General features: G+C 59.8%; 20 protein-coding genes. 11 read left to right on the top strand and 9 right to left on the bottom strand.

The features are described 5' to 3' along the window. Positions 1-67 precede the first annotated feature (67 nt). Positions 68-541, top strand: a complete 474-nt coding sequence (locus QRN36_RS17675) for a YMGG-like glycine zipper-containing protein (protein ID WP_285425238.1) — start codon at positions 68-70, stop codon at positions 539-541. Between the two features lie 56 nt (positions 542-597). Here QRN36_RS17675 and QRN36_RS17670 read toward each other — a convergent pair whose 3' ends face one another. Both QRN36_RS17670 and QRN36_RS17665 read right to left on the bottom strand, forming a co-directional pair. Next, positions 598-1,026: a thioesterase family protein gene (locus tag QRN36_RS17670; protein WP_093465867.1), complete on the bottom strand. Its 429-nt coding sequence runs from the start codon at positions 1,024-1,026 to the stop codon at positions 598-600. 64 nt (positions 1,027-1,090) lie between these two features. Next, on the bottom strand, positions 1,091-3,025 hold the full coding sequence (locus tag QRN36_RS17665) for an ATP-dependent DNA helicase RecQ (protein WP_285425237.1): 1,935 nt from the start codon (positions 3,023-3,025) through the stop codon (positions 1,091-1,093). Between the two features lie 245 nt (positions 3,026-3,270). Between QRN36_RS17665 and QRN36_RS17660 the strand changes: the two genes are divergently transcribed. Beyond that, on the top strand, positions 3,271-4,080 hold the full coding sequence (locus QRN36_RS17660; protein ID WP_285425236.1) for a hypothetical protein: 810 nt from the start codon (positions 3,271-3,273) through the stop codon (positions 4,078-4,080). 182 nt (positions 4,081-4,262) lie between these two features. Beyond that, complete coding sequence (locus tag QRN36_RS17655; protein WP_285425235.1) at positions 4,263-4,979, top strand: hypothetical protein; 717 nt, start codon at positions 4,263-4,265, stop codon at positions 4,977-4,979. A 202-nt stretch (positions 4,980-5,181) separates the two neighbouring features. On the opposite strand, the gene QRN36_RS17650 is transcribed toward QRN36_RS17655, so the two are convergent. Together QRN36_RS17650 and hslO are read right to left on the bottom strand one after the other, a co-directional pair. After that, positions 5,182-6,723, bottom strand: a complete 1,542-nt coding sequence (locus tag QRN36_RS17650) for a phosphoenolpyruvate carboxykinase (protein WP_093465880.1) — start codon at positions 6,721-6,723, stop codon at positions 5,182-5,184. Between the two features lie 192 nt (positions 6,724-6,915). Then, entirely contained in the window at positions 6,916-7,818 is a 903-nt protein-coding gene (hslO, locus tag QRN36_RS17645) for an Hsp33 family molecular chaperone HslO (RefSeq protein WP_093465882.1), read from the bottom strand. Between the two features lie 98 nt (positions 7,819-7,916). On the opposite strand from hslO, the gene QRN36_RS17640 reads away from it, so the two are divergent. Further along, positions 7,917-8,726 carry a phosphatase PAP2 family protein gene (locus QRN36_RS17640; RefSeq protein WP_285425234.1) on the top strand — a complete coding sequence of 270 codons (810 nt, stop codon included), beginning with the start codon at positions 7,917-7,919 and terminating at the stop codon, positions 8,724-8,726. Positions 8,727-8,826: 100 nt separating this feature from the next. Here the strand turns inward: QRN36_RS17640 and QRN36_RS17635 are convergent, their stop codons facing one another. Then, entirely contained in the window at positions 8,827-9,228 is a 402-nt protein-coding gene (locus QRN36_RS17635; RefSeq protein ID WP_093465886.1) for an RNA-binding S4 domain-containing protein, read from the bottom strand. A gap of 118 nt (positions 9,229-9,346) precedes the next feature. Between QRN36_RS17635 and QRN36_RS17630 the strand changes: the two genes are divergently transcribed. The 3 genes from QRN36_RS17630 to rimK are packed head-to-tail and all read left to right on the top strand — an operon-like array spanning position 9,347 to position 11,517. Then, the gene (locus QRN36_RS17630; protein WP_285425233.1) at positions 9,347-10,117 is read left to right on the top strand and encodes an EAL domain-containing protein; all 771 of its coding nucleotides are present in this window, start codon (positions 9,347-9,349) and stop codon (positions 10,115-10,117) included. 42 nt (positions 10,118-10,159) lie between these two features. Then, the gene (locus QRN36_RS17625; RefSeq protein WP_177182179.1) at positions 10,160-10,615 is read left to right on the top strand and encodes an ATP-dependent zinc protease; all 456 of its coding nucleotides are present in this window, start codon (positions 10,160-10,162) and stop codon (positions 10,613-10,615) included. Continuing rightward, positions 10,612-11,517, top strand: a complete 906-nt coding sequence (rimK, locus tag QRN36_RS17620) for a 30S ribosomal protein S6--L-glutamate ligase (protein WP_093465889.1) — start codon at positions 10,612-10,614, stop codon at positions 11,515-11,517. The genes QRN36_RS17625 and rimK overlap by 4 nt, the downstream gene beginning before the upstream one ends. A 114-nt stretch (positions 11,518-11,631) precedes the next feature. On the opposite strand, the gene QRN36_RS17615 is transcribed toward rimK, so the two are convergent. Further along, a complete protein-coding gene (locus tag QRN36_RS17615; RefSeq protein ID WP_285425232.1) occupies positions 11,632-12,945 on the bottom strand; it encodes an ATP-binding protein in 1,314 nt (437 codons plus the stop codon). A 166-nt stretch (positions 12,946-13,111) separates the two neighbouring features. Further along, positions 13,112-13,852 (bottom strand): two-component system response regulator OmpR, encoded by a 741-nt coding sequence (gene ompR / locus QRN36_RS17610; RefSeq protein WP_093465893.1) that lies wholly within the window; start codon positions 13,850-13,852, stop codon positions 13,112-13,114. 281 nt (positions 13,853-14,133) lie between these two features. Here ompR and QRN36_RS17605 point away from each other — a divergent pair, with 281 nt between their 5' ends. The 3 genes from QRN36_RS17605 to gshA all read left to right on the top strand — a co-directional run bounded on the left by QRN36_RS17605 (position 14,134) and on the right by gshA (position 18,639). Then, positions 14,134-16,458, top strand: a complete 2,325-nt coding sequence (locus tag QRN36_RS17605) for a Tex family protein (RefSeq protein WP_285425231.1) — start codon at positions 14,134-14,136, stop codon at positions 16,456-16,458. Then, the gene (locus tag QRN36_RS17600; RefSeq protein ID WP_093465897.1) at positions 16,458-16,841 is read left to right on the top strand and encodes a PaaI family thioesterase; all 384 of its coding nucleotides are present in this window, start codon (positions 16,458-16,460) and stop codon (positions 16,839-16,841) included. The genes QRN36_RS17605 and QRN36_RS17600 overlap by 1 nt, the downstream gene beginning before the upstream one ends. Before the next feature lie 211 nt (positions 16,842-17,052). Beyond that, a complete protein-coding gene (gshA, locus tag QRN36_RS17595; protein WP_285425229.1) occupies positions 17,053-18,639 on the top strand; it encodes a glutamate--cysteine ligase in 1,587 nt (528 codons plus the stop codon). 100 nt (positions 18,640-18,739) lie between these two features. Here gshA and argA read toward each other — a convergent pair whose 3' ends face one another. Continuing rightward, positions 18,740-20,038 (bottom strand): amino-acid N-acetyltransferase, encoded by a 1,299-nt coding sequence (argA, locus tag QRN36_RS17590; RefSeq protein WP_093465901.1) that lies wholly within the window; start codon positions 20,036-20,038, stop codon positions 18,740-18,742. Positions 20,039-20,180: 142 nt separating this feature from the next. Next, positions 20,181-21,329, bottom strand: coding sequence for an acetylornithine deacetylase (argE, locus tag QRN36_RS17585; RefSeq protein WP_285425228.1), 1,149 nt, complete (start codon positions 21,327-21,329; stop codon positions 20,181-20,183). A gap of 166 nt (positions 21,330-21,495) precedes the next feature. Between argE and QRN36_RS17580 the strand changes: the two genes are divergently transcribed. Then, complete coding sequence (locus QRN36_RS17580; RefSeq protein ID WP_285425227.1) at positions 21,496-22,863, top strand: inorganic triphosphatase; 1,368 nt, start codon at positions 21,496-21,498, stop codon at positions 22,861-22,863. Positions 22,864-23,093: the final 230 nt, after the last annotated feature.

Here is a 23,093-nt window from a genome sequence, read left to right as displayed (position 1 = left end):
GGAATTCGATTGTGACATTTTCTTCATGATTGCAGGATCGCCTCGTCTTCCCTACGAGCATTCATACATGAAGTATTCCTCGATTCTGTTGTTGTCTCTCTCCCTGGCCACCGGTTTCGCCTGCGCAGGCGACAACGTGACGGCCGGCGTGGGTGGCGCATTGGGTGGGGTACTCGGTTCAGTTGTCGGCCAACAGATTGGTGGCAGCACAGGTTCGGCAATTGGCGCAGGCCTGGGCGGCGCGGCCGGTGGCGCAGTAGGCGCAAACCGCCGCAACCGCACTGAAGCGGCCATCGGCGGCGGTCTTGGCGCTGCAGGTGGTAACGTTATCGGTCGCAGCGTCGGTGGCAGCACTGGCAGCTTGATCGGCGCAGCAGCAGGCGGCGGCGCGGGCGGCGCATTGGGTAACTACATGGGCGATGAAAGCCGTCACGACGATGACCGCCGCCGTGGCTATCGTGGCGACCGCCGCGATTACCATCACGGCCGTGGCCACGCCTATGGTCATCGCAAACATGGTCGCGACTGGCGTCACCGCTGACCGCGTCGCACCACCTGCTTCACAACCGGCCGCCGAATTCGCGGCCGGTTTTCATTTCAGGCCAGCAATTGCTCCAGCGCCAGGCGCAGGCTCGCCGGAATCGGCACCGGCTGATTCGAAGCACGATCCACAAAGACATGCACGAAGCGTCCCGCTGCCCGCGCCTCCTCTTCCCCGGCTTTGAAGACGGCCAACTCGTATTGCACCGAGCTGTTGCCCAACTTGCCCACGCGCAAACCTATTTCGATCCTGTCGGGATAGGCGATGGACGCAAAATAGTCGCAGGACGAGCTCACCACGAAACCCACCACTTCGCCGTCATGAATGTCTAGACCGCCTCGCTCGATGAGATAGCTGTTCACCGCGCTATCGAAAAAGCTGTAGTACGTGACGTTGTTCACGTGGCCGTAGATGTCGTTGTCGTGCCAGCGCGTGGTAATTGGCTGAAAGTGCCGGTAATCGGCGCGTTGCGGGGTATCACTCATAGTGGTCCTCTTCGGCTTCAAGGAGTGGCTGGCAGGATGGCGCACAGAGCACAGGCTGTAATCATCAAGCCTCGATTCTGGACCTGATCCAGTCGCGTACCGCTGCATAGGGATGATCTTCAAGGACAGCGAACCCTGCGATGTTCCTTGCTTTGAGTCGTGTGAACAACGGCACGCTGATTCCACACAGAAATCGCGTCAGGCATTCAGCGCTTGGGTCATGGCCTCTCGCTTCGAGATGCCTGGCGACGAACTCACCACAGACGTCAGCAAAGTCATGCTGATCCAGAGGCGTAAGCGGCGGTGGCTCCGGCAGACGTGCGACATGCCCGGCACACACGGAGCAATGCCCGCAACGCGTCGGCGCTCGGGCATCGCCAAAATACTGTGCCAGCCGATGGCTCAGGCAATCCTCGCTGGCAAACAGATCAAGCATGGCGTGTATGCGAGCAATCTCAGTGCTTTCGTGGTGCACGAAATAATCATGCAGCTCTTCGCTCAACGCCCCTGCATCGAAATCCGCTGCAAGCAAGCTGTAAACCTCCGTCATCTGCTTGCTTTCCAACTCGATCCAGCCTTTTTCCTGAAAGAAATCCAGCGCGGTCACCACGCGCCCGCGCTCGGCCTGATGCTGCTGGTACATCGCATCGAAATTAACCGTCGCCCAAGTGCGGGCCCGGCTCGACGTTTCGACAATGGCTGCCACGAACTGCTGACGCTCAGCCTGAAAACGCTGCACGAGGTCTTGGGGCTCGATCAGGTATTTGAAACGATATTCGGCGAAATATGAGTAACGCGGCGCGATGATGCCGCGCAACTCAAGCTGCACGAGCAACGTCTTCAAAGGTAACTGACGAATGTTGCTCGCGTCCGATAGGGGCGTCAGCAGAAACTCCCATTGGCCATCGTTGCGCGCACTCTGCAAATCCTCGAGCACGTGCTGGATGCCTTCACGCTCTGGCGTATCGCCGTACACAAAGTTTTCCAGCACATTGAGGCTGTCGCGGTTCGCGAGCACCAGACACTGCGACGCCGCGCCATCACGCCCTGCCCGGCCAATCTCCTGGCTGTAATTCTCGATGGATTTGGGCAGGTCGAAATGCACGACGTTACGAATGTCGCTTTTGTCGATGCCCATGCCGAACGCGATGGTCGCAACGATGCAATTGAGCCGTCCTTCCATGAACTGTCGCTGGATCGCCTCGCGTTTATCGTGCGGCAGACCGGCGTGATAGGCCTGCGCCGGAACACCGCTCTCGGCCAGATGCGCGGCCACGAATTCGGCGGTCTTTTGCAGCGTTACATAAACGATGCTCGGCTGCCCCGCTCGCTCTGTGAGCCACTGAACCAGCCGCCGGCGCTTGTCGCGTCCGGCAATCGGCTCGACCCACAGATGAAGATTCGGCCGATAGAAGCCGGTGGTGACGACGTCGTCTGGGGCGATGGCGAATTTGCTTTGCATGTCGGCAATAACATGAGGTGTCGCTGTCGCCGTAAGCAGCAGTGCTTGTGGGATGTTGAACTCGCGCTGGTAGTCCGGAAGTTTCAGATAGTCAGGACGGAAGTTGTGGCCCCACTCGGAAATACAGTGCGCCTCATCCACCACCAGCAACGAAATTGGCACCTGCGCAATGAAATGCCGAAAGCGCTCATTCTTCAGGCGCTCAACCGAGATCATCAGAATCTTCAACTCGCCGGAGCGTGCACGAGCCATGACATCCGCCACCTCGTCCCGACTCTGCGCCGAATCGATACTGGCAGCCGCAATGCCGTGGCGTTGAAGAAAGGCCAACTGATCCTGAATCAGCGCCAGCAAGGGCGATACGACCAGTGTGAGATGCGGCAGCAACAGCGCTGGCAATTGATAGCACAGGGACTTGCCGGAGCCCGTGGGAAAAATCGCTGCCGCCGAACGCCCGGCTAAAACCGCGCTGATGGCGGCCTCTTGTCCGTCACGAAACTGCCGATAACCGAAAACCTGCTCAAGGGTTTGATGCATGTGCTGCCACTCCATTGACCGTCGCAAGGGGATGAACCTTAGCGCGATGGGCCCGGGCGCAATACACCTGAACCGTTACAGAAATGTCGAACAGGATACATCCCTGCTACGACTTCGATACGCAGTGCTGGCAAAACACAATCGCGGCTATTAATCTCGCGGCAATCAACATCCGTACTACCAGTCGTTCGCACGCGCAGGCCCAGTTACAGGCCCCACGTCAGACGACTCGCCAAGGAGAGGCAATGCAAGCCAAGCCAAAGCCCGAAGATGACGGGCTCGTCATGCAGCGTCTGAAACCGGACCACTTCGATGTCGTCCTGGGTTCTCACCCAGCAAAACGAAAGGTCGCACCTGCCAGAGGTAATTGGCCGCTCAGCAGTATTCTGATCTGTCTGGCATTGCTGGTGGCAATCATCTTTCTGATCTTTCAGATGTTTCACACATCCAGGCCGGCTGCGGTGGCTGTTGCCGGGCCTCTGAAAGCGGAAATAGTCGCCGAGCCAGCGCAGACGTTGCCAGCGCCGCAAGTGCGCACCGTCGAGCAGGTGGTCTACGTCGCGCCCAAGGAGCAAACGCAGGAAACCCCACCCGCACGCTCGCTGAATAACTGCCTGAAAGACGGCAACGTCATTGACCGCGACGTCATCAATTGTCGATTCGGTGACACGCAGCAAACCACTGATTACAACGCGCCGCGCGCCAAAGGCATGGTCTCGGAGCAATACCTGGCGCAGTACAAAGCTGGCGCGACCAAACCCAAATCCGACTCAGGCCGTCGTTACGAAGTCGCAGGCGTTTTCATCCGGGAAATCGATGGTCGCAACCGCTACGAAGCTCGCTACCGCATCTACAACAACCACATCGAAACCAGCAGCGTCTGCATGAATTTCATGTCAGACAGCGCCGAATACCGTGAATGCCGCCGCGCAGCGGTGCCCTACTTCAAAGACATGTGCAGCGACTGGACCAAACGACTGGCGAAGGACAAAAACGAGAAAAACAAACTGGCGCAAGAGCAATATTGCGAGGCAACCCGCGCGTATCAGCCGTGATCCGGGCGCCGGGCAGCCACCCTTTGCACCGAAGACAGGCAACGCGCGCACCTCACGCTGCGCGCTGGATCGCCGAACCTGCGAAGAAGATTTTGCGCTCTTGCGTCGACAAAAACTGATTCTGATGGTCATACCTTCCGCCAGGCAGAGGCTTTCAACGCCGCTCACTTCAGGAAACCGTCATGACCCGCACTTGCTACCTGCCGTTAGTCCTCACAGCCCTGATCGCAACGCTTACCGGATGCGGCGATAAAGAAGCTGGAAAAACCACGAGTGCCTCCGGCGCGGCGCGCGGTCTGGAAAAGTCGATGACGGTGGATGTCAGCGGGGCGCTCAATCTGCATTACGAAGCCAAAGGCGACCAGGTCGGCGTAGGATTTTTGCCCGGCAAGCTGCCCGGTTCGAACTGGCTGACCTTGAGTGCAGACCAGGAAGCAGAAGGCGATCGTAACGAGGTCAGCATCGGACCGATTCTCGGGTTCTCCTTCGACAATCCTGATCAGGAGAAGCAAGCGATCATGTTTCAGGGCGGTCGCGTAGAAGTTGCCCACGACGAAAACAGCGCGTCCTACGACACTGGCTCCTACTACCAGTACTTCGACACCGACAAGAGAGGCGCGAACAGCAACGTACGACTGGACTTCAGCAAAATAGAAAAGCTGGAATCTTCAAACACATTGCTGGAGCGCTATCGCCTCGTCGGCACCTTCCAGTTCAACGCCGCGCTTTCACCTGAGCAACCCAATGACGAATGCACGCGAGAGTCGGCCGCCTACGCCGCCGAGCACGGCGAACGCCACCCGGGCTTCGACGCCAAACTGTGCAACGCCAAAAGCGTTGTGGCCAAGGGCAGCTTTGACATCACCCAGGATTTCCCGGTTACGGCCAAGGCGGGGTGAGGTTTCCACGAACAGTGACTTATGGAGTGAGGACGCGGGCCATGCATCTTCCCGTCCGCAGGCTGTAGGAGCATGGCTTGTCCCGCGATCTGGCGCGCAGCGCCAATCACAATGGCAAGTGAAGACCTTCAAGTATCCGCAGATTAGAGCTCGCATAAAAAAACCGCCCCGAAGGGCGGTTTCTGTTCGGCGTGAACCGATCTTACAGCTTCGGACCCGCTGCCTTGATCGCGTCGCTCACTTCGAACTTCTTGAAATTCTCGATGAACAGACCGGCCAGTGCTTTGGCCGCTTCGTCGTAGGCCGCTTTGTCAGCCCAGGTGTTGCGTGGGTTGAGCAGTGCGGTGTCGACGCCGGGTACTGACTTCGGCACGTCCAGGTTGACGGTGTCCAGGTGCTCGGTTTCTGCACCGATCAGCGCGCCGCTCTGAATGGCCGCGATGACACCGCGCGTGGTCGGGATGTTGAAGCGTTTGCCGACGCCGTAGCCGCCGCCGGTCCAGCCGGTGTTGACCAGGTAAACCTTGGAGCCGAAGCCGCGGATGCGCTTGATCAGCAGTTCAGCGTATTCGCCAGCAGGACGCGGGAAGAACGGTGCGCCGAAGCAGGTGGAGAACGTGGACTTGATGCCAGCGCCGGAACCCATTTCGGTAGAGCCGACCAGCGCGGTGTAGCCGGACAGGAAGTGATAAGCCGCCTGTTCTTCGCTGAGGATCGAGACTGGTGGCAGAACGCCGGTCAGGTCGCAGGTCAGGAAGATCACGGCATTCGGCTCGCCGCCCAGGTTTTTCTCGGAGCGCTTCTCGACGTGCTCCAGCGGGTAGGCGGCGCGGCTGTTCTGAGTCAGGCTGCTGTCGGCGTAGTCAGCGTGGCCAGCGGCATCCAGAACGACGTTTTCCAGCACTGCGCCATGCTTGATGGCTTTCCAGATGACAGGCTCGTTCTTCTCGGACAGGTCGATGCACTTGGCATAGCAACCGCCTTCGATGTTGAACACAACACCTTCGCCCCAGCCGTGTTCATCGTCACCGATCAGGTAACGGCTCTCGTCTGCGGACAGCGTGGTCTTGCCTGTGCCGGACAGACCGAAGAACAGCGTGACATCGCCCTCTTCGCCGATGTTGGCGGCGCAATGCATAGGCAGTACGTCGGCGGCCGGCAGCAGGAAGTTCTGCACCGAGAACATCGCTTTTTTCATCTCGCCGGCATAACGCATGCCCGCGATCAGAACCTTCTTCTGTGCGAAGTTGATGATGACGCAACCATCGGAGTTGGTGCCGTCACGCTCTGGCACGCATTCGAAGTTGGCAACGTTCAGCACTTGCCACTCTTGACGACCGGCAGGGTTGTACTGAGCCGGGTTGATGAACAGGCAACGGCCAAACAGGTTCTGCCAGGCAGTCTGAGTGGTCATCTTGACCGCCAGGTAGTGGTCGGCCGCCGCGCCTACGTGAACGTGAGAAACGAAGTGTTCCTGAGCATTGTTGAACGCTTCGACACGTGCCCACAGGGCATCGAATTTGTCAGCAGGGAATTTGCGGTTGATCGGGCCCCAGGCGATTGCGGCCGTGGTGCTCGGCTCATCGACGATGAAACGGTCAACTGGCGAACGACCAGTGCGGTGGCCGGTTTCGACGACGAGCGCGCCGGTATCGGACAGTACGCCTTCTTCGCGTTTGAGGGCTTCTTTAACCAGTTCGTCGACACTGAGATCGGTGTAAACGGCGTTGTTGGCTTGCGTCATGAGATTCCCCGTCGGCCCGCTGGCCGAGTGCTCCAAACGTTTTGTAGTAGAAAAACCCAAACTACTACAGCTAAAAAGTGGGCCGGATTATGCCAGAAAAGCCCAGAAAAGGTAGGGCCCTCCTGTCAGAACTACATAATGAAGAACCAAGCCGGCCGGGCGGAAACCATTCAGCCCGACGTCGGCACTACATCAATGACGGGTATCTGAAGGGGTGTCTACTCCGCCCCCTGCAAACAGCTGCGCTACATCGGTTGCATCGAAAAGGTAGCGCTGATTGCAGAACTGGCAATCGATCTCAACGGTGCCGTTATGTTCGATTACCAATTGCTGTGCATCTTCCAGACCAAGACTGACCAGCGCATTGGCAGAACGTTCGCGCGAGCAGCTGCAACGGAACACTAAAGGCTGCACATCGAACATGCGCACAGGGTCTTCATGGAACAGCCGATGCAGCACGGTTTCGTTGTTCAGACTCAGCAATTCCTCGGCCGTGAGCGTGTCGACGAGGGTGTTGACGTGCTGCCAGCTGGCTTCGCGCTCCTCGGCATCGGTGAGCCGTGCAGGCGGAAGCTGTTGAAGCAGCAGGCCACGTGCACGCTTGCCGTCAGCTTTGATCCAGAAGCGTGTAGGCAATTGCTCGGACATAACGAAGTATTCGGACAGGCAGGCCGACAGGTCGACGCCATCCAGCCCGACGATGCCTTGGTAGCGCTTACCCTGACGCGGATCGATAGTCATTGTGAGGTCGCCGTCGGGCATCAGCTCTTTGAGCGTGGCGTCCGGCGTGATCAGGCTCTCGTCGTAGCGGGCGATGCCACGGATCTCACGCTCGCTGGAGCACTCGACCATCAACAGGGAAACCGGCCCGAGAGAGCGCGCCTGAAGCACCAGCAATCCATCGAACTTCAGCGTACCGACCAACAGGGCCGCGGCGGCGAGCATTTCGCCAAGCAACTGGGCCACCGGCTCAGGGTATGGATGCTTGGCGAGCACCTCGGCGTAGCTGCGCTCGAGCGCGACCAGCTCACCGCGCACGTCGCTCTCGTCGAAGATGAAACGCTGGGTGTAATCGATATCCGGGAAATCATGCATAGAAATAGGTATCTGAAGTGATGACAAGTTGATGACAAACGCCTATAAAACGCGGTTTAGCACCGCTTGGTGCGTTGTCATGCCGATGGGGGCATTTTATGGACTATCCCGCGCTGTTCCAACCCAAGTGGAACGCCAAAAAATTCCTGCTGTGCAACCTGGTGGCCTTGGCGCTACTGCTGGTCTGGGTCTGGCCGACCGGGCATGCCGCTTTTACTCAATTCGATGAGTGGCTGTTTCATCTGCTTAACCGTCCGCTCGAGCAAAACGAAGTGTGGCTGTGGATGTGGACGATTGCCAGCATGCGCCCCTTCGATATCGTCGTCGGCCTGATCCTTCTGGCTTTGCTGATCAAAGGTGACTGGGTCTTCAAAGCCGTGCAGACCCGCGCCGCGCTGATTGGCTTTGTCCTGACGCTGATTCTGTTACTGGTCATCCGGACGGTGTTCTCCAAAATCATCGATCACACCTCGCTTCAACATGACAGCGCCTCGATGGTGATTCCCGACGCGATCAAACTCAGCGATATATTCCCCACGCTGGAAGACAAATGGGAGCTCAAAGACCGCTCCAGCCAGAGCTTTCCCGGCGACCACGCTTCGGTTTTGCTGATCTGGGCGATGTTCATGACTGCGTTCAGCCGCACTGTCGGTCAACGGGTGATCATCTGGGTTCTGGCGTTTCTGTTCATGATGCCGCGCCTCGTCGCTGGCGCACATTGGGGCCAGGATGACTACATCGGCGGCGTGATGATCGCGTTGCTCGCCCTGGCATGGAGCTGCTACACACCGTTCGTGGCCGTGGTGACCCGTTTCCTGCTGCAGGTGACGGCACCCATCTTTAACGTCTTCGCCAAGGTGCCGCTGCTCAACTCCCTGAGCATCATGAAGCCTGGCGCGCGGGGATAAGCGCCTGCAGGAGCGCGCTTGCAGGACATTGCGTTCAAGCAGTTGCAGATATCACGCGACTCGCTGCAATTCTGGACAACCGCGCTCCGGCCAGAAACCTTCAGTCATCGCCGGATCGAAAGTGAAACAACTGACGGCGCTGCTTCTTGGTCGGCTTGCCGTCAGTGGTCACGCCCAGGCTGCCAGCCTTGCGCATCTGCGCCGCCTGCTCCCTTTTTGCGAGACTCTCAGGCGTTTCGCTGTATAGCAATTGAGCTTCGGGGGCACCGCGCCGCACGATGGACAAGGCTTGAACCACGACGGTGCGCTCATCGAAGCCTGCGCGAATTTGCAGCTCGTCGCCGACGCGCGGCTCCTTGCCTGGCTTGCAGCGCTCGCCTCTACAGTGCACTTTGCCACTCTCGATTGCGGCTTTCGCCAGCGCACGGGTCTTGAAAAAACGGGCTGCCCAGAGCCACTTGTCCAGACGAACTTTGTCGTCCTCGTCTGACTTTTGCGTCATCTGAATTCCTCAATCTGGTAACAGTCAGAACTGTACTACGTCACGCGGGGCACGCAGTTATCCGAGCCCTCGTTTAAACTGCCTGCCAAGATAAATGGCGCCGACATTGGAGTACGCCGTGACAGATTTCCCAACGTCGCTGACCGGTGGCTGTAAGGGCTGCAAAGAAAGCCCTGAGCTGACTTTCGATTTCGATTTCGCCTATCAGCCGATCGTCGATCTGCGCGACCAGTCGATCTTCGCGTACGAGGCGCTCGTGCGCGGAATTGCCGGTGAGGGTGCGCACTCGGTCTTGAGCCAGGTCGACGACAGCAACCGCTATCGATTCGATCAATTGTGCCGGACCAGGGCAATTTCAACTGCCGCCAGGCTGGGCATGACCGAGCACTTGTCCATCAACTTCCTGCCCAATGCCGTCTATCGTCCGGAGCTGTGCATCCGCAGCACGCTGGAAGCCGCTCGCTCGCACAACTTCCCGCTTGATCGACTGATTTTCGAGACGGTCGAAAGCGAGCACATGGACAGTCGTCATCTGACTCACATTCTGCGTGAATACCGCGAATTCGGTTTCAAGACGGCGATCGACGACTTCGGCGCCGGGCATTCGGGGCTGACGTTGCTGGCGGACTTTCAACCCGATCTCATCAAACTGGACATGGCGCTGGTGCGCGATATCCATCGAGATCGCGTGCGTCAGGCTATCGTTCGCGGGGTTGTCACAATGTGTACGGAGTTGGGCGTTACAGTCGTCGCCGAAGGCATCGAGGAGGCCGGAGAACGAGACTTCCTAGCTGACTCCGGAATTTATCTGATGCAGGGCTACTGGTTCGCCAAACCTGCATTCAAGGCACTGGCGCAGATCGACCCTGGCGTCTGGCAGAACGCGTAAACGTACGGAACCGCTTTGAAGACATTCGACCATCTCACAGTCATCGGCCTTCGCGAATGGGTGGCGCTGCCCAATTTAGGGGTAGCGGGCCTGCGCGCGAAAATCGACACCGGGGCGAGCACCTCCAGCCTGCACGCCACGGAAATCGAACCCTTCGAACGCGACGGCGAGAAATGGGTGCGTTTCAACGCGCATCTGGGCACCGTGGTGCAATTGCGCCATCGACGCTGCGAAGCGCAACTGGTGGCGATGAAAACCATCAAAAGCTCCAACGGGCATGCTCAGGTGCGCTACGTGATCCGCACCACGCTGGCGCTGGGTGATCGGGTCTGGCCCGTGGAATTCACCCTGGCTTGTCGCAAAGCCATGCGCTATCGGTTGCTGCTGGGTTCCAAAGCCTTGATCGACGGCCAGTTGGTGGTCAATCCGGGTATTACATATGTTCAGGACAAGCCGGTCTTCCCGGCTTCAAATTCCTCTGCCACAGGTGCTGCATGAAGATCGCTGTGCTTTCGCGAAACCCGCGTCTGTATTCAACCCGCCGACTGGTCGAAGCTGGCATCCAGCGCGGTCACGAGGTGGTGGTGATCGATACCCTGCGCGCCTATATGAACATCGCCAGTCATAAGCCGCAGATTCACTATCGAGGAAAACCACTGGAAGGCTTCGACGCGGTCATCCCGCGGATCGGCGCGTCCGTCACGTTCTATGGCTGCGCGGTGTTGCGCCAGTTCGAAATGATGGGCGTTTTCCCGCTCAACGAATCAGTCGCCATTGCCCGCTCCCGCGACAAGCTGCGCTCGCTGCAGTTGCTGTCACGTCGGGGGATCGGCCTGCCGGTGACCGGCTTCGCCCACTCGCCTGACGACATCCCGGACCTCATCCAGATGGTCAATGGCGCCCCGCTGGTCATCAAGGTGCTCGAAGGCACTCAGGGCATTGGCGTGGTGCTGTGTGAAACGGCGACGGCAGCGGAATCGGTGATCGAGGCATTCATGGGCCTCAAGCAGGACATCATGGTTCAGGAATACATCAAGGAAGCAGGCGGTGCCGACATCCGCTGTTTCGTGGTGGGTGACAAGGTCATCGCCTCAATGATGCGCCAGGCCAAGCCAGGCGAATTCCGCTCCAACCTGCACCGCGGCGGGACCGCCAGCCTCATCAAGATCACGCCCGAAGAGCGAATGACAGCCATCCGGGCCGCCAAAGTCATGGGGCTCAGCGTTGCCGGCGTGGACATCCTGCGCTCCAACCACGGCCCATTGGTGATGGAAGTGAACTCTTCGCCGGGACTGGAAGGTATTGAAGCGACAACCGGCAAGGACGTCGCCGGGATGATCATTCAGTACATCGAAAAGAACGGCGGGCCGCACATGACCCGAACCAAGGGCAAAGGCTGACGGAAAGCCTGCCTACGACACCGCCGCGTGCTCGCGCTCGCGGCGTGTCGGCATTCACGCTCTTTGTGCAGGCTCGCCGCTTGAAGCACGCGCAATCAGCGCGACGGCATGAGATCAGTCTGCGTCCCTGGGCAACATCAAGCCCAATGGCAATCGAACGCGCGCTTCCAGCCCGCCGCCGGAGCGATTGCGCAGTTCGACATTGCCACCGTGCATCGCTGCGATACGCTTGACGATCGCAAGCCCCAGTCCTGTGCCCTTGCCGCTTCGGGCGCGATCGCCCCGGATGAACGGGTTGAAAATCCCCTCAAGCTCCGAAGGATCGATGCCCATACCGCGATCCAGTACGCTCAGCACCACGTAGGGCGCACCACTGTCCCCTGACACATACGCTGCGACCTCAACACCATCACCCGCATGATGCATGGCGTTACCGATGAGGTTATTAAGCAAACGCTTCATCGAGACCCGCCGCAGCGGAAACGGAGGGATGGACTCCAGACACAGTCGCACCTGCTCCACGGGGCTGTTGTAGGGCGCAACGACTTCATGCACGAGCTCGACCAGATCGACCTCTTCGACCTCCTCGTCGCGCCCGTCCCGGATGAACGCCAGAAACTGATCGAGAATGGCATCCATGTCCTCGATGTCGCGAACCATGCCCTCCATGAATTCATTGTTGGCCGGCATCAGCTCCAGCGACAAACGCAGCCGTGTCAGCGGCGTACGCAGATCATGGGACACGCCCGCAAGCATCAGTTCCCGCTCCTGACCCGCTTGTTCGACGTCTTCGGCCATCTGGTTGAACGCCCGATAGACCTCGGTCATTTCGCTGGGCGTATCGCCGACAGGCAACCGGACGCTGCGCCCCTGGCCCAATTGACGCGCCGCAAAGACAAGACGTTTGAGAGGCTGATTGAGCTGGCTGACGAAGATCCAGGCCGATGCCGTGGACAGCAGACCGATCGCCAGGAACCAGCCGAGCACGCTCCATATTTTCTGGCCGCGCAGCGGGTGCGGATACAGCGGCACCTTCAGCCAGCCATCGCCCAGACTCGGTGCGCGTACCCACAGCGCGGGCGGAGCATGCACGCGCAACCGTACTTCTGTGTCAGCGCCCAGTTCGGCCTGCATCTGACGCTGGTAGATTTCCGAATAAGGCCAGTGCTGCTCGCCTTCCGGGACACCACCGCCGACCACGCGGATCAGGCCCGCTGCATCTGCGATGGTCTGCCGGTCGCTTTCATCGGCCGCCCAGTAAGCCCGCAAAGTCAGCGCAACACCGTGGCTGTATTGGCGATCCACCAGAACGTCTTCGTTCATCAGCAGATAAACCAGCGTCAGCGCCTTGGAAAACAGCACGACGATGAGCACCAGCCAGAGCGTGCGGGAGAAAAAACTTTGCGGGAACCAGAGCGGTGTCTTCATAACAGCAGCTACACACTTTGCAGGAGCGAGCTCAGGCTCGCGAAATTCGCGGAACACAAGAGACAGCAAAAACCAGTCACGACGATGTTCGCTGATGGCGAACACCGAGGTGACTGGCTAACGTTGCGGGCGTCGAACACCCGGCAAATGACTGTCGGACTTGCTGTTACTGCTTGTTGGCACCGTCTGGCACGAACACATAACCGACGCCCCATACGGTCTGGATATAGCGCGGCTTGGCGGCATCCACTTCGATCAGGCGGCGCAGACGAGAAATCTGTACGTCGATGGAGCGCTCCAGAGCATCCCACTCGCGCCCGCGGGCCAGATTCATCAGCTTGTCGCGGGTCAGCGGCTCGCGCGCATGCATGACCAGCGCCTTGAGCACCGCGAATTCGCCGGTGGTGAGCATGTGTACTTCGTCGCCACGCTTAAGCTCACGAGTGGCCAGAGACAATTCGTAATCGCCAAAGGTGACTGTTTCTTCTTCGCTGGCCGGTGCGCCAGGCACCGGGGCGGCCTGACGACGAAGCACGGCACGCACGCGGGCCATCAGTTCATCGGGGTTGAAAGGTTTGGCCAGGTAATCATCGGCGCCCAGCTCCAGACCCTTGATCCGGCTCAGCTCATCGCCCTTGGCGGTCAGCATGATGATGGGCACCTGATTGTTCGCGGCACGCAGACGGCGGCAAGCGGACAAGCCGTCTTCGCCTGGCAGCATCAGATCCAGCACCACGAGATGAAACACTTCGCGCGCCAGCAGACGGTCCATTTGCTCCACGTTGGGCACAGCGCGGGCGCGGTAGCCTTTGCTGTTGAAAAAGCGTTCTAACAGGCTGCTCAAGCCCGGGTCATCATCAACGATGAGGATTTTCTCGCCTTCAGCCGTTTGTGCAGTGCTGCTCATTGGAAGCTCCTTTGATCTCGGCGCGCATTATGGCGTAGCTGCTGCGATGCGCACCGTGTGCATTGTTAGCAGATTTTTCCTGAGTACACACTGGCGCTCTCCCTCGCGGCCGAGGGAGGTGATCGCCATCGTGCGACGCACCGATTCTGGCCATCTGATCGGCTGATCCCCTAATCAGGGTTCGCTGGGTATAATGCGCCGCCCTCAAGGTCAGGCAGCACCCGCTCAAGGCGGTTCGCCAGCAGCTGGATTTTTTGCACACACATTTGCCAGGTGGTTTTATGGACAGTATCAACAGCCGCATCGCCGAAGAACTCGGCGTCCGCCCGCAACAGGTCGAAGCGGCCGTCGCGCTACTGGATGAAGGCTCTACCGTGCCTTTCATCGCTCGCTACCGTAAAGAAGTGACAGGCAGCCTCGATGACACGCAATTGCGTCATCTGGAAGAGCGCCTGCGTTATCTGCGCGAGCTCGATGAGCGCCGCATCAGCATCCTTGCCAGCATCGAGGAGCAAGGCAAGCTGACCCCCGAACTGGCTCGCGACATCAAGTTGGCCGACACCAAGACCCGCCTTGAAGACTTGTATCTGCCGTTCAAGCAGAAACGCCGCACCAAAGGCCAGATCGCGCTGGAAGCCGGCCTTGGCGAACTCGCCGACGGTCTGTTCAACAATCCGAACCTGAGCCCGGAAACCGAGGCGGCGCGTTTCGTCGACGCCGAAAAAGGTTTTGCCGACGTCAAGGCTGTGCTCGAAGGCGCCAAATACATCCTTATGGAGCGTTTCGCCGAAGACGCCACCCTTCTGGAGAAACTGCGCAGTTTCCTCAAGCAGGAGGCTGTGATCAGTGCCCGGGTGGTGGCTGGCAAGGAAGAGGAAGGCGCCAAGTTCCGTGACTATTTCGAACACGACGAGCCACTGAAAAGCATGCCGTCGCACCGCGCGCTGGCGATCTTCCGCGGCCGCAATGAAGGCGTGTTGAGCTCGGCGCTGAAAGTCGGCGAAGAGCTGCCGGGGACGCTTCATCCCTGTGAGATGATGATCAGCGAGCGTTTTGGGCTGCAGAATCAGAACCGTCCTGCAGACAAGTGGCTTGCCGAAGTCGTGCGCTGGACCTGGAAGGTCAAGCTGTACTCGCATCTGGAAACCGACCTGCTGGGCGAACTGCGCGACGGCGCCGAGACCGAAGCGATCAACGTGTTCGCTCATAACCTGCACGATCTGCTTCTGGCCGCGCCCGCCGGACCTCGCGCCACACTGGGCCTGGACCCGGGCCTGCGCACCGGTTGCAAGGTCGCGGTGGTCGATGCGACAGGCAAATTGCTGGATCACGCCACGGTCTATCCGCACGTGCCGAAGAATCAGTGGGATCAGACCATCGCGGTACTGGCCGCGCTGTGCGCCAAACATTCGGTGGACCTGATCGCGATCGGCAACGGCACCGCCAGCCGCGAAACCGACAAACTGGCGGCGGAACTGATCAAAAAATACCCAGGCCTGAAAATGACCAAGGTCATGGTCTCCGAAGCCGGCGCGTCGGTGTATTCGGCGTCGGAACTGGCGGCCAAAGAATTCCCGGATCTGGACGTTTCGATCCGTGGCGCGGTGTCCATCGCTCGCCGCTTGCAGGATCCGCTCGCGGAGCTGGTGAAGATCGATCCGAAATCCATCGGTGTCGGCCAGTATCAGCACGACGTGTCGCAACTCAAGCTGGCGCGCGGCCTGGATGCAGTCGTAGAGGATTGCGTGAACGCCGTCGGCGTCGATGTGAATACTGCCTCTGTCGCCTTGCTGGCGCGGATTTCCGGCCTGAACACCACGCTGGCGCAAAACATCGTTTCGCACCGCGACGAGAACGGCGCGTTCAAAACCCGCGCCGCGCTGAAGAAAGTGGCGCGCCTGGGCGAAAAAACCTTCGAACAGGCCGCAGGATTCCTGCGGGTCATGAACGGCGACAACCCGCTGGATTCTTCCGCGGTTCACCCGGAAGCTTATCCACTGGTGCAGCGCATCGCGGCTGAAACCGACCGCGACATTCGTTCGCTGATCGGCGATGCAAGCTTCCTCAAGCGTCTTGATCCGAAGAAGTTTACCGACGAGACCTTTGGCCTGCCGACGGTGACCGACATTCTTCAGGAGCTCGAGAAGCCTGGCCGCGACCCGCGCCCCGAGTTCAAGACTGCCGAGTTCCAGGATGGCGTCGAAGATCTCAAGGACCTGCAACCGGGCATGATTCTGGAAGGTGTCGTGACCAACGTCACCAATTTCGGTGCATTTGTCGACATCGGCGTGCATCAGGACGGTCTGGTGCATATCTCCGCGCTTTCCGAGAAGTTCATCAAGGACCCACGTGAAGCCGTGAAGGCGGGTGATGTGGTGAAGGTCAAGGTGATGGAAGTCGACATTGCGCGTAAGCGTGTAGGACTGTCGATGCGCATGAGCGACACGCCGGGTGAGAAAGTCGACGGCGCTCGGGGTGCTCGCCCTGGCGCGGCACCTCGTCAGCAGCAGAGCAGCGCCCCGCGCAAAGAAACCGCGACAGCCGCCCCGGCCAACAACGCCATGGCTTCTCTGTTCGCCAACGCCAAGCAACTGAAGAAACGCTGATGGATATTCCAGACGAGTTGACCCAAAGCGCTTACTTCAAGACCCTCGGCTGCCGAGTGGTACGACTGGACGAGGGCGTCGCGCAAGTCGCCCTGCCGCTGGAAGCTCACCTGCGTAATCGCGGCAACGTGATGCACGGTGGCGCGCTGTTCAGCCTGGTGGACATCACAATGGGACTGGCCTGCTCCAGTTCCCATGGCTTCGATCAGCGCAGCGTGACCGTGGAATGCAAGATCAACTACGTTCGCGCCGTGTCCGAAGGCGAGGTCCTGTGCACCAGCACCGTGCTGCATGCTGGACGCCGCACGCTGGTGGTCGAGGCCGAGGTTCGCCAGGACGACAAGCTGGTCGCTAAAGCACAAGGCACGTTCGCGATCGTCTAGCTGTCCGATAGCGATATGGGTTAATTTCGGCACTGTTCGACAGTGTCGAAATCAACTGCCTGTTTGACTGATGGCAGCCTATTGAATGACCAGGCGACAGGCGTCGGCGTTAGGGCTAAAAACGAGGCGAAAACGCCAGTTCCTTTCTTCACCCTTGTAGACCGCCATATCGCCCCCATATAGGGCCGACTGACGCGTGAAGGAATCCAACTTGAGCGAACTTCTCAACCGCCGCCTGGCTCTGCTTGGCGAGCACTCCAACCTCTCCCTTCTGGAGAAGTGCTTGCACGGTATCGAGCGCGAATGCCTGCGCGTTACAGGCGAAGGTCGTCTGGCCCAGACCCCGCACCCCGAAGCGCTCGGGTCTGCTCTGACCAACGAACAGATCACCACGGATTATTCCGAGTCGCTGCTGGAGTTCATCACGCCGGCACTGACCAATCCTGCCGACACGCTGGACAGCCTCGAGAAAATCCATCGCTTTGCCTACAGCAAGCTGGGCAGCGAATACATCTGGAGCCCTTCGATGCCGTGCCCGCTGCCGGCCGAGGAAGACATCCCGATCGCCTATTACGGCACGTCCAATATCGGCAAGCTCAAGTACGTGTACCGCCAGGGCCTGGCCCTGCGCTACGGCAAGACGATGCAATGCATTGCCGGAATTCACTACAATTTTTCCTTGCCTGAAGCGGTCTGGCCGCTGCTCAAGCAGACCGATAATTTCGAAGGCAGCGACCGGGATTTCCAGTCCGAAAGCTACATTGGTCTGATTCGCAATTTCCGTCGCTACAGCTGGCTGCTGATGTACCTGTTCGGCGCCTCGCCAGCGCTGGACGCCAGCTTCCTGCGCGGCCGCTCTCATCAGCTCGATCAATTCGACGCCGACACGCTGTATCTGCCTTACGCTACCAGTCTGCGCATGAGCGATCTGGGTTATCAGAGCAGCGCTCAAGCCGACCTGACGCCTTGCTACAACGATTTGCTGACCTACACCGACAGCCTGCGTCGCGCGGTGGCCACGCCTTATGCGCCCTATGTCGAGATCGGCACGCACAAGGACGGCGAGTGGATTCAGCTCAACACCAACGTGCTGCAGATCGAAAACGAGTACTACTCGACCATTCGTCCCAAGCGCGTCACCTACTCCGGTGAGCGTCCGATTCAGGCGCTGATGGCGCGCGGCGTTCAGTACGTTGAAGTTCGCTGCCTGGACATCAACCCGTTCCTGCCGGTCGGTATCGATCTGCAACAGTCGCGCTTCATCGACGCGTTCATCCTGTTTTGCGCGCTGCAGGAGAGCCCGCAACTGGCCGAATGCGAGTGCGGCAACGCCAGCACCAACTTCCTGACGGTGGTCAAGGAGGGTCGGCGGCCAGGGCTGACGCTGAGCCGCAATACCGAGACCATTGACCTGAAGGAATGGGCCAACGAGTTGCTCGACAAGATTGCGCCGATCAGCCAATTGCTGGACAAGAGCCAAGGTATCGATGAACACGCCCGGTCACTGGACGCTCAGCGTGCCAAGGTCGCCGACCCGGCGCTGACGCCATCGGCGCAGGTGCTGGCCAGCATGACGGAGCACAAGGAAGGCTTTACGGCGTTCTCTCTGCGTCAGGCGCAGGCTCACGCCGAGTATTTCCGTAGCCGCCCTCTGAGCGCAGAGGAGCAAACCGGCTTTGAGACCAAGGCGCGGGAATCCCTGGCGCAGCAGTCCGAGCTGGAACAGACCGAGGAACCGGTGGATTTCGACACCTTCGTCGGTGCCTATCAGGCGAGCATTCTGGCGATCAGTAACTGATCAGCGCATGAATGAAAACGGCGCGCCTGGGGCGCGCCGTTTTTGTTTCTGAAGCATTTGATCGACTGTAGTAGCGCAGGCCACACGATCTGCGGGGAGCTTAAATCGCCTTCTCGAAGATCTTCGAATTGCGCTGGTAGTTGTACAGCGAAGCCCGCGCGCTCGGCAGGCGATCAACGCTGCTCGGCTCGAAGCCGCGCTCGCGGAACCAGTGAGCAGTACGTGTGGTGAGGACAAACAGGGTCTTCAGGCCTTGAGCGCGGGCGCGCTCTTCAATGCGCTCGAGCAGCTCATCGCCACGCCCGCCGTGGCGGTATTCAGGGTTCACTGCCAGGCACGCCAGTTCGCCCGCTTCAGAATCGGCAATCGGATACAGCGCTGCGCAGGCGATGATCAGCCCTTCCCGCTCGACCACACTGAATTGCTCGATCTCGCGCTCAAGCACCTCACGCGAACGACGCACCAGAATGCCCTGCTCTTCGAGCGGCGTGATCAGATCGATCAGGCCGCCGACATCACCAATCGACGCCTCGCGGACCAGTTCGAACTGCTCCTGCGCCACCAGCGTACCGCCGCCAGCGCGTGTGAACAGCTCGGACAGCAGCGCGCCGTCTTCGGCATAACTGACAATGTGGCTGCGCGCCACGCCGCCGCGACAGGCCTGGGCGGCGGCGTCCAGCAGTTCGGCCTGATAATTGTTGCCCAGCCGCTGCAGATGCGCCGGGACTTGCTGCGGACGAAGCTCGCGCACCAGACGTCCCTGCTCGTCCAGCAAGCCTGACTCGGCGCCGAACAGCAGCAGCTTCTCCGCGCCAAGGTCGACGGCCGCGCGCGTGGCGACGTCTTCGCAGGCGAGGTTAAAGATTTCACCGGTTGGCGAGTAACCCAGCGGTGACAGCAGCACGATGGAGCGCTCATCGAGCAGGCGGTTGATGCCCTTGCGGTCGATCCGGCGTACTTCGCCAGTGTGTTGGTAATCGACGCCTTCCAGCACGCCGATGGGCCGGGCCGTGACGAAGTTGCCGCCGGTCACGCGCAGACGCGAGCCTTGCATCGGCGAAGCCGCCATGTCCATCGACAGGCGCGCTTCGATGGCCACGCGTAACGCGCCGACCGCATCGATCACGCACTCCAGTGTTGCCGCGTCGGTGACGCGCATGTCGCGATGAAAATGCGGCGTCAGCCCGCGTGCAGCCAGGCGGCTTTCAATCTGTGGGCGTGAGCCATGAACCAGCACCAGGCGAACGCCCAGGCTGTGCAGCAACACGAGGTCGTGAACGATATTGCCGAAGTTGGGGTGTTCGACGCCATCGCCCGGAAGCATGACGATGAAGGTGCAGTCCCGGTGGGCATTGATGTAAGGAGACGCGTGGCGGAGCCAATTAACGTAATCGGGCATATCCGAAAAAGCCTGTAAGAAGATGGACGAAGGGTGAAACGCTCAAAACGGCGTGAGCTTTATCGTCGGAACAGGCATCGCAACACGCGTACTCTCCTTCTGGTGTGATCCTGAAACAAGGCGCCGTCTGACTCGACGGCACTCAATGGGTATTCAGGCAGTAATGTTCGATCAATTGACGTAGCAGACGCACTGTAGGCTGCAAACGTGACATTTCCAGATACTCGCCGGGCTGGTGCGCACAGGCGATATCTCCTGGCCCCAACACGATGGTTTCGCAACCAAGGCGCTGAAGATAAGGCGCTTCGGTGCCAAATGCCACTGCTTCGGCCGTATGACCCGTGAGACGCTCGGCAACCCGCACCAGTTCCGCGTCAGCGTTTTGCTCGAACGGTGCGACTTCTGAAAACAGCGGCGCGTAGTCGATCTGCACCTGATGCAGCTCGGCCAGCGGCTGAAGCTTAAGGCGAATGGCGGCGCGGAGCATCTCCGGATCCATGCCCGGCAGCGGCCGCAGATCGAACTCCAGCGAGCACTGGCCGCATATTCTGTTCGGGTTGTCGCCTCCATGGATGCAACCGAAGTTCATGGTCGGTTGGGGCACGCTGAATTGCGGATTGCGGAATGTCTCCTGCCATTCGCAGCGCAACCCCTTGAGCTCGCCGATCGCGTCGTACATCGCTTCGAGCGCGCTATGGCCCAGGCTCGGATCCGACGAGTGGCCGCTGCGCCCGAGGATGTCGATGCGCTCCATCATCACGCCTTTGTGCAAGCGAATCGGCTTGAGCCCGGTTGGCTCGCCAATCACCGCTGCCCGCCCCAACGGAGCGCCCGCTGCGGCAAGCGCCTTGGCGCCCGACATCGAGCTCTCCTCATCGCAGGTCGCCAGAATGATCAGCGGCTGCTTGAAAGACTGATCGAGCAATGGCTGCAGCGCCTCGATCGCCAGCGCGAAAAACCCCTTCATGTCGCAACTGCCCAGCCCTACCCAACTGCCGTCCACTTCCGTCAGCTTCAGAGGATCGGTCTTCCACAAGGCGTCGTCATACGGAACAGTGTCGCTGTGACCGGACAGCACAAGACCGCCAGGGCCTGTGCCGTAGGTCGCCACCAGGTTGAACTTGCCGGGGCTGACTTGCTGGATGTCACAAGCGAAACCCAGATCGCCGAGCCAGCCGGCAAGCAGGTCGATGACCGGGCGATTGGATTGATCCAGCGAGGGTTGCGTGCAACTCACCGACGGCGCAGCAATCAATGCTGCGAACTGCTCTTTCATGGACGGTAACGGCATAAGCGACTCCTCGGTGCGGATACGACACGCGGACCATCATAGGGTCATTGGCTTGCAGGAATAAACTGTCACGGTTGATGTCCTGTACACTGCACGACCCACGCAGCTGTGTCGATTCCGGCTGCGCCCAACGTTTATCAGCGATAGAGCGCCTGGATTCCCGGCCATGCAGAAAGAAACCGAAATCAAACTCCGCGTCAGCCGCGAAACCCTCATTGCCCTGCGCGAGCACCCGTTGCTGAAGAAGCGCAATAAAAGTGGCTGGGAGCGGCTTGAGCTGTTCAACCAGTATTTCGACACGCCCGAGCGTGAACTGGCTCAGGCCAAAGTCGCGCTGCGCCTGCGTCGTGACGGCGACGCCATCATCCAGACGCTGAAGACGCGTGGCCAAAGCGTTGCCGGGTTGTCCGAGCGTAACGAATACAACTGGGACGTCCCCAAGGCCAAACTGGACCTGAAGAAACTCGATGGCGATTGCTGGCCCGAACAACTCGCCGGTCTGGACAAGAAGACCATCAAACCCCTGTTCACGACGGACTTTGTCCGCGAAAAGGCTGAGATCGCATGGGGCCGTGGCAAGACCAAGGTCGTGATAGAGGCAGCGCTGGACCTGGGTCACGTCGTCGTCGGCAAGCAGAAAGAAGAAATCTGTGAGCTGGAGCTGGAGCTGCGCGAAGGCGAACCCGCTGCCTTGCTCGAACTGGCCGCCGAGCTTGCCGAGAAACTGGCGTTGATGCCGTGTGACATCAGCAAGGCAGAACGCGGGTATCGCCTGTTCGACGCCAGCAGTTATTCGATCAAACTGCCGACGCCGGAGCTGCACGCCGAGATGTCGGTGGACGATGCCTACAGCGCCTTGGCCTGGTTCCTCTTGGGCAGCAGCCAGCGTCTGGCGGAACAATACCGCTTCAATGGTCATTGGAGCCTGCTGCAGGAATGGGTCGAGGTGCTCGCCGAGTTGCGCGCACTGACCGGCAGCCTCGGTCAGGCCGCGCCTCGCGCGACGACTCACGACCTGCGCGCAGCCCTCGATGCGCTGCTGGAAGACTGGCGCACGCTGGTTCAGGCCGGTCAGGAAGACAGCGACGTGCGTGCTGCGGCTCATGAGCAGTTCATCGAAGAACTGGAAGACCCACGCTGGGGCCTGTTTTCGTTGACGACATCGCGCTGGTTGATGGAGCGCAGCTGGACGGTGGAGCGCAACAACCGGGGTAACCGCCAAGGCCACGCGATGTTGAGCAGTTGGGTTCCGCGCTTTCTGGGTGACGAGGCGACCGCGTTGAATCTGGCGCGCTACCAGCAGCAGCCTGAAGACCTCGCCGAACAACTGCCGCGCATCGAACGCATCCAGGTCTGGCTGCATTACGCTCGTCAGGCACTGGATCTGCCCGAGTTGGACCGCCTGTATGGCGAGCTGAACAAGCTGGAGCAACTGGCGCACCTGGACATCAGCGACGAGATCCTCGAAGCCCGCGTTCAGCAGACCATCACCGTGCTGCAAAGCCGCGCGTGGAAGACACTGCTGAAGTTGTAAGGCCCCGTCAGCAGGACCGGCCAGCTATTTCAGTAGGACCGGCTTCAGCCAGGAAAAGGCCAGTTTGACCACCGCTAGCTTTATGGTGGGCCAACCGACGCCTTCCCGGCTAAAGCCGGTCCTGCTCGATGTGCGCGGCTCCCGACCTCCCGATCGACAGGCTCATCGCCGATCTGTAGGACCGGCTTCAGCCAGGAAAAGGCCAGTTTGACCACCGCTAGCTTTATGGT

This window comes from Pseudomonas sp. efr-133-TYG-103a, from assembly GCF_030209235.1.
In the GTDB taxonomy this organism is placed as follows: domain Bacteria; phylum Pseudomonadota; class Gammaproteobacteria; order Pseudomonadales; family Pseudomonadaceae; genus Aquipseudomonas.
This window is presented reverse-complemented; position numbering and strand designations above follow the sequence as displayed.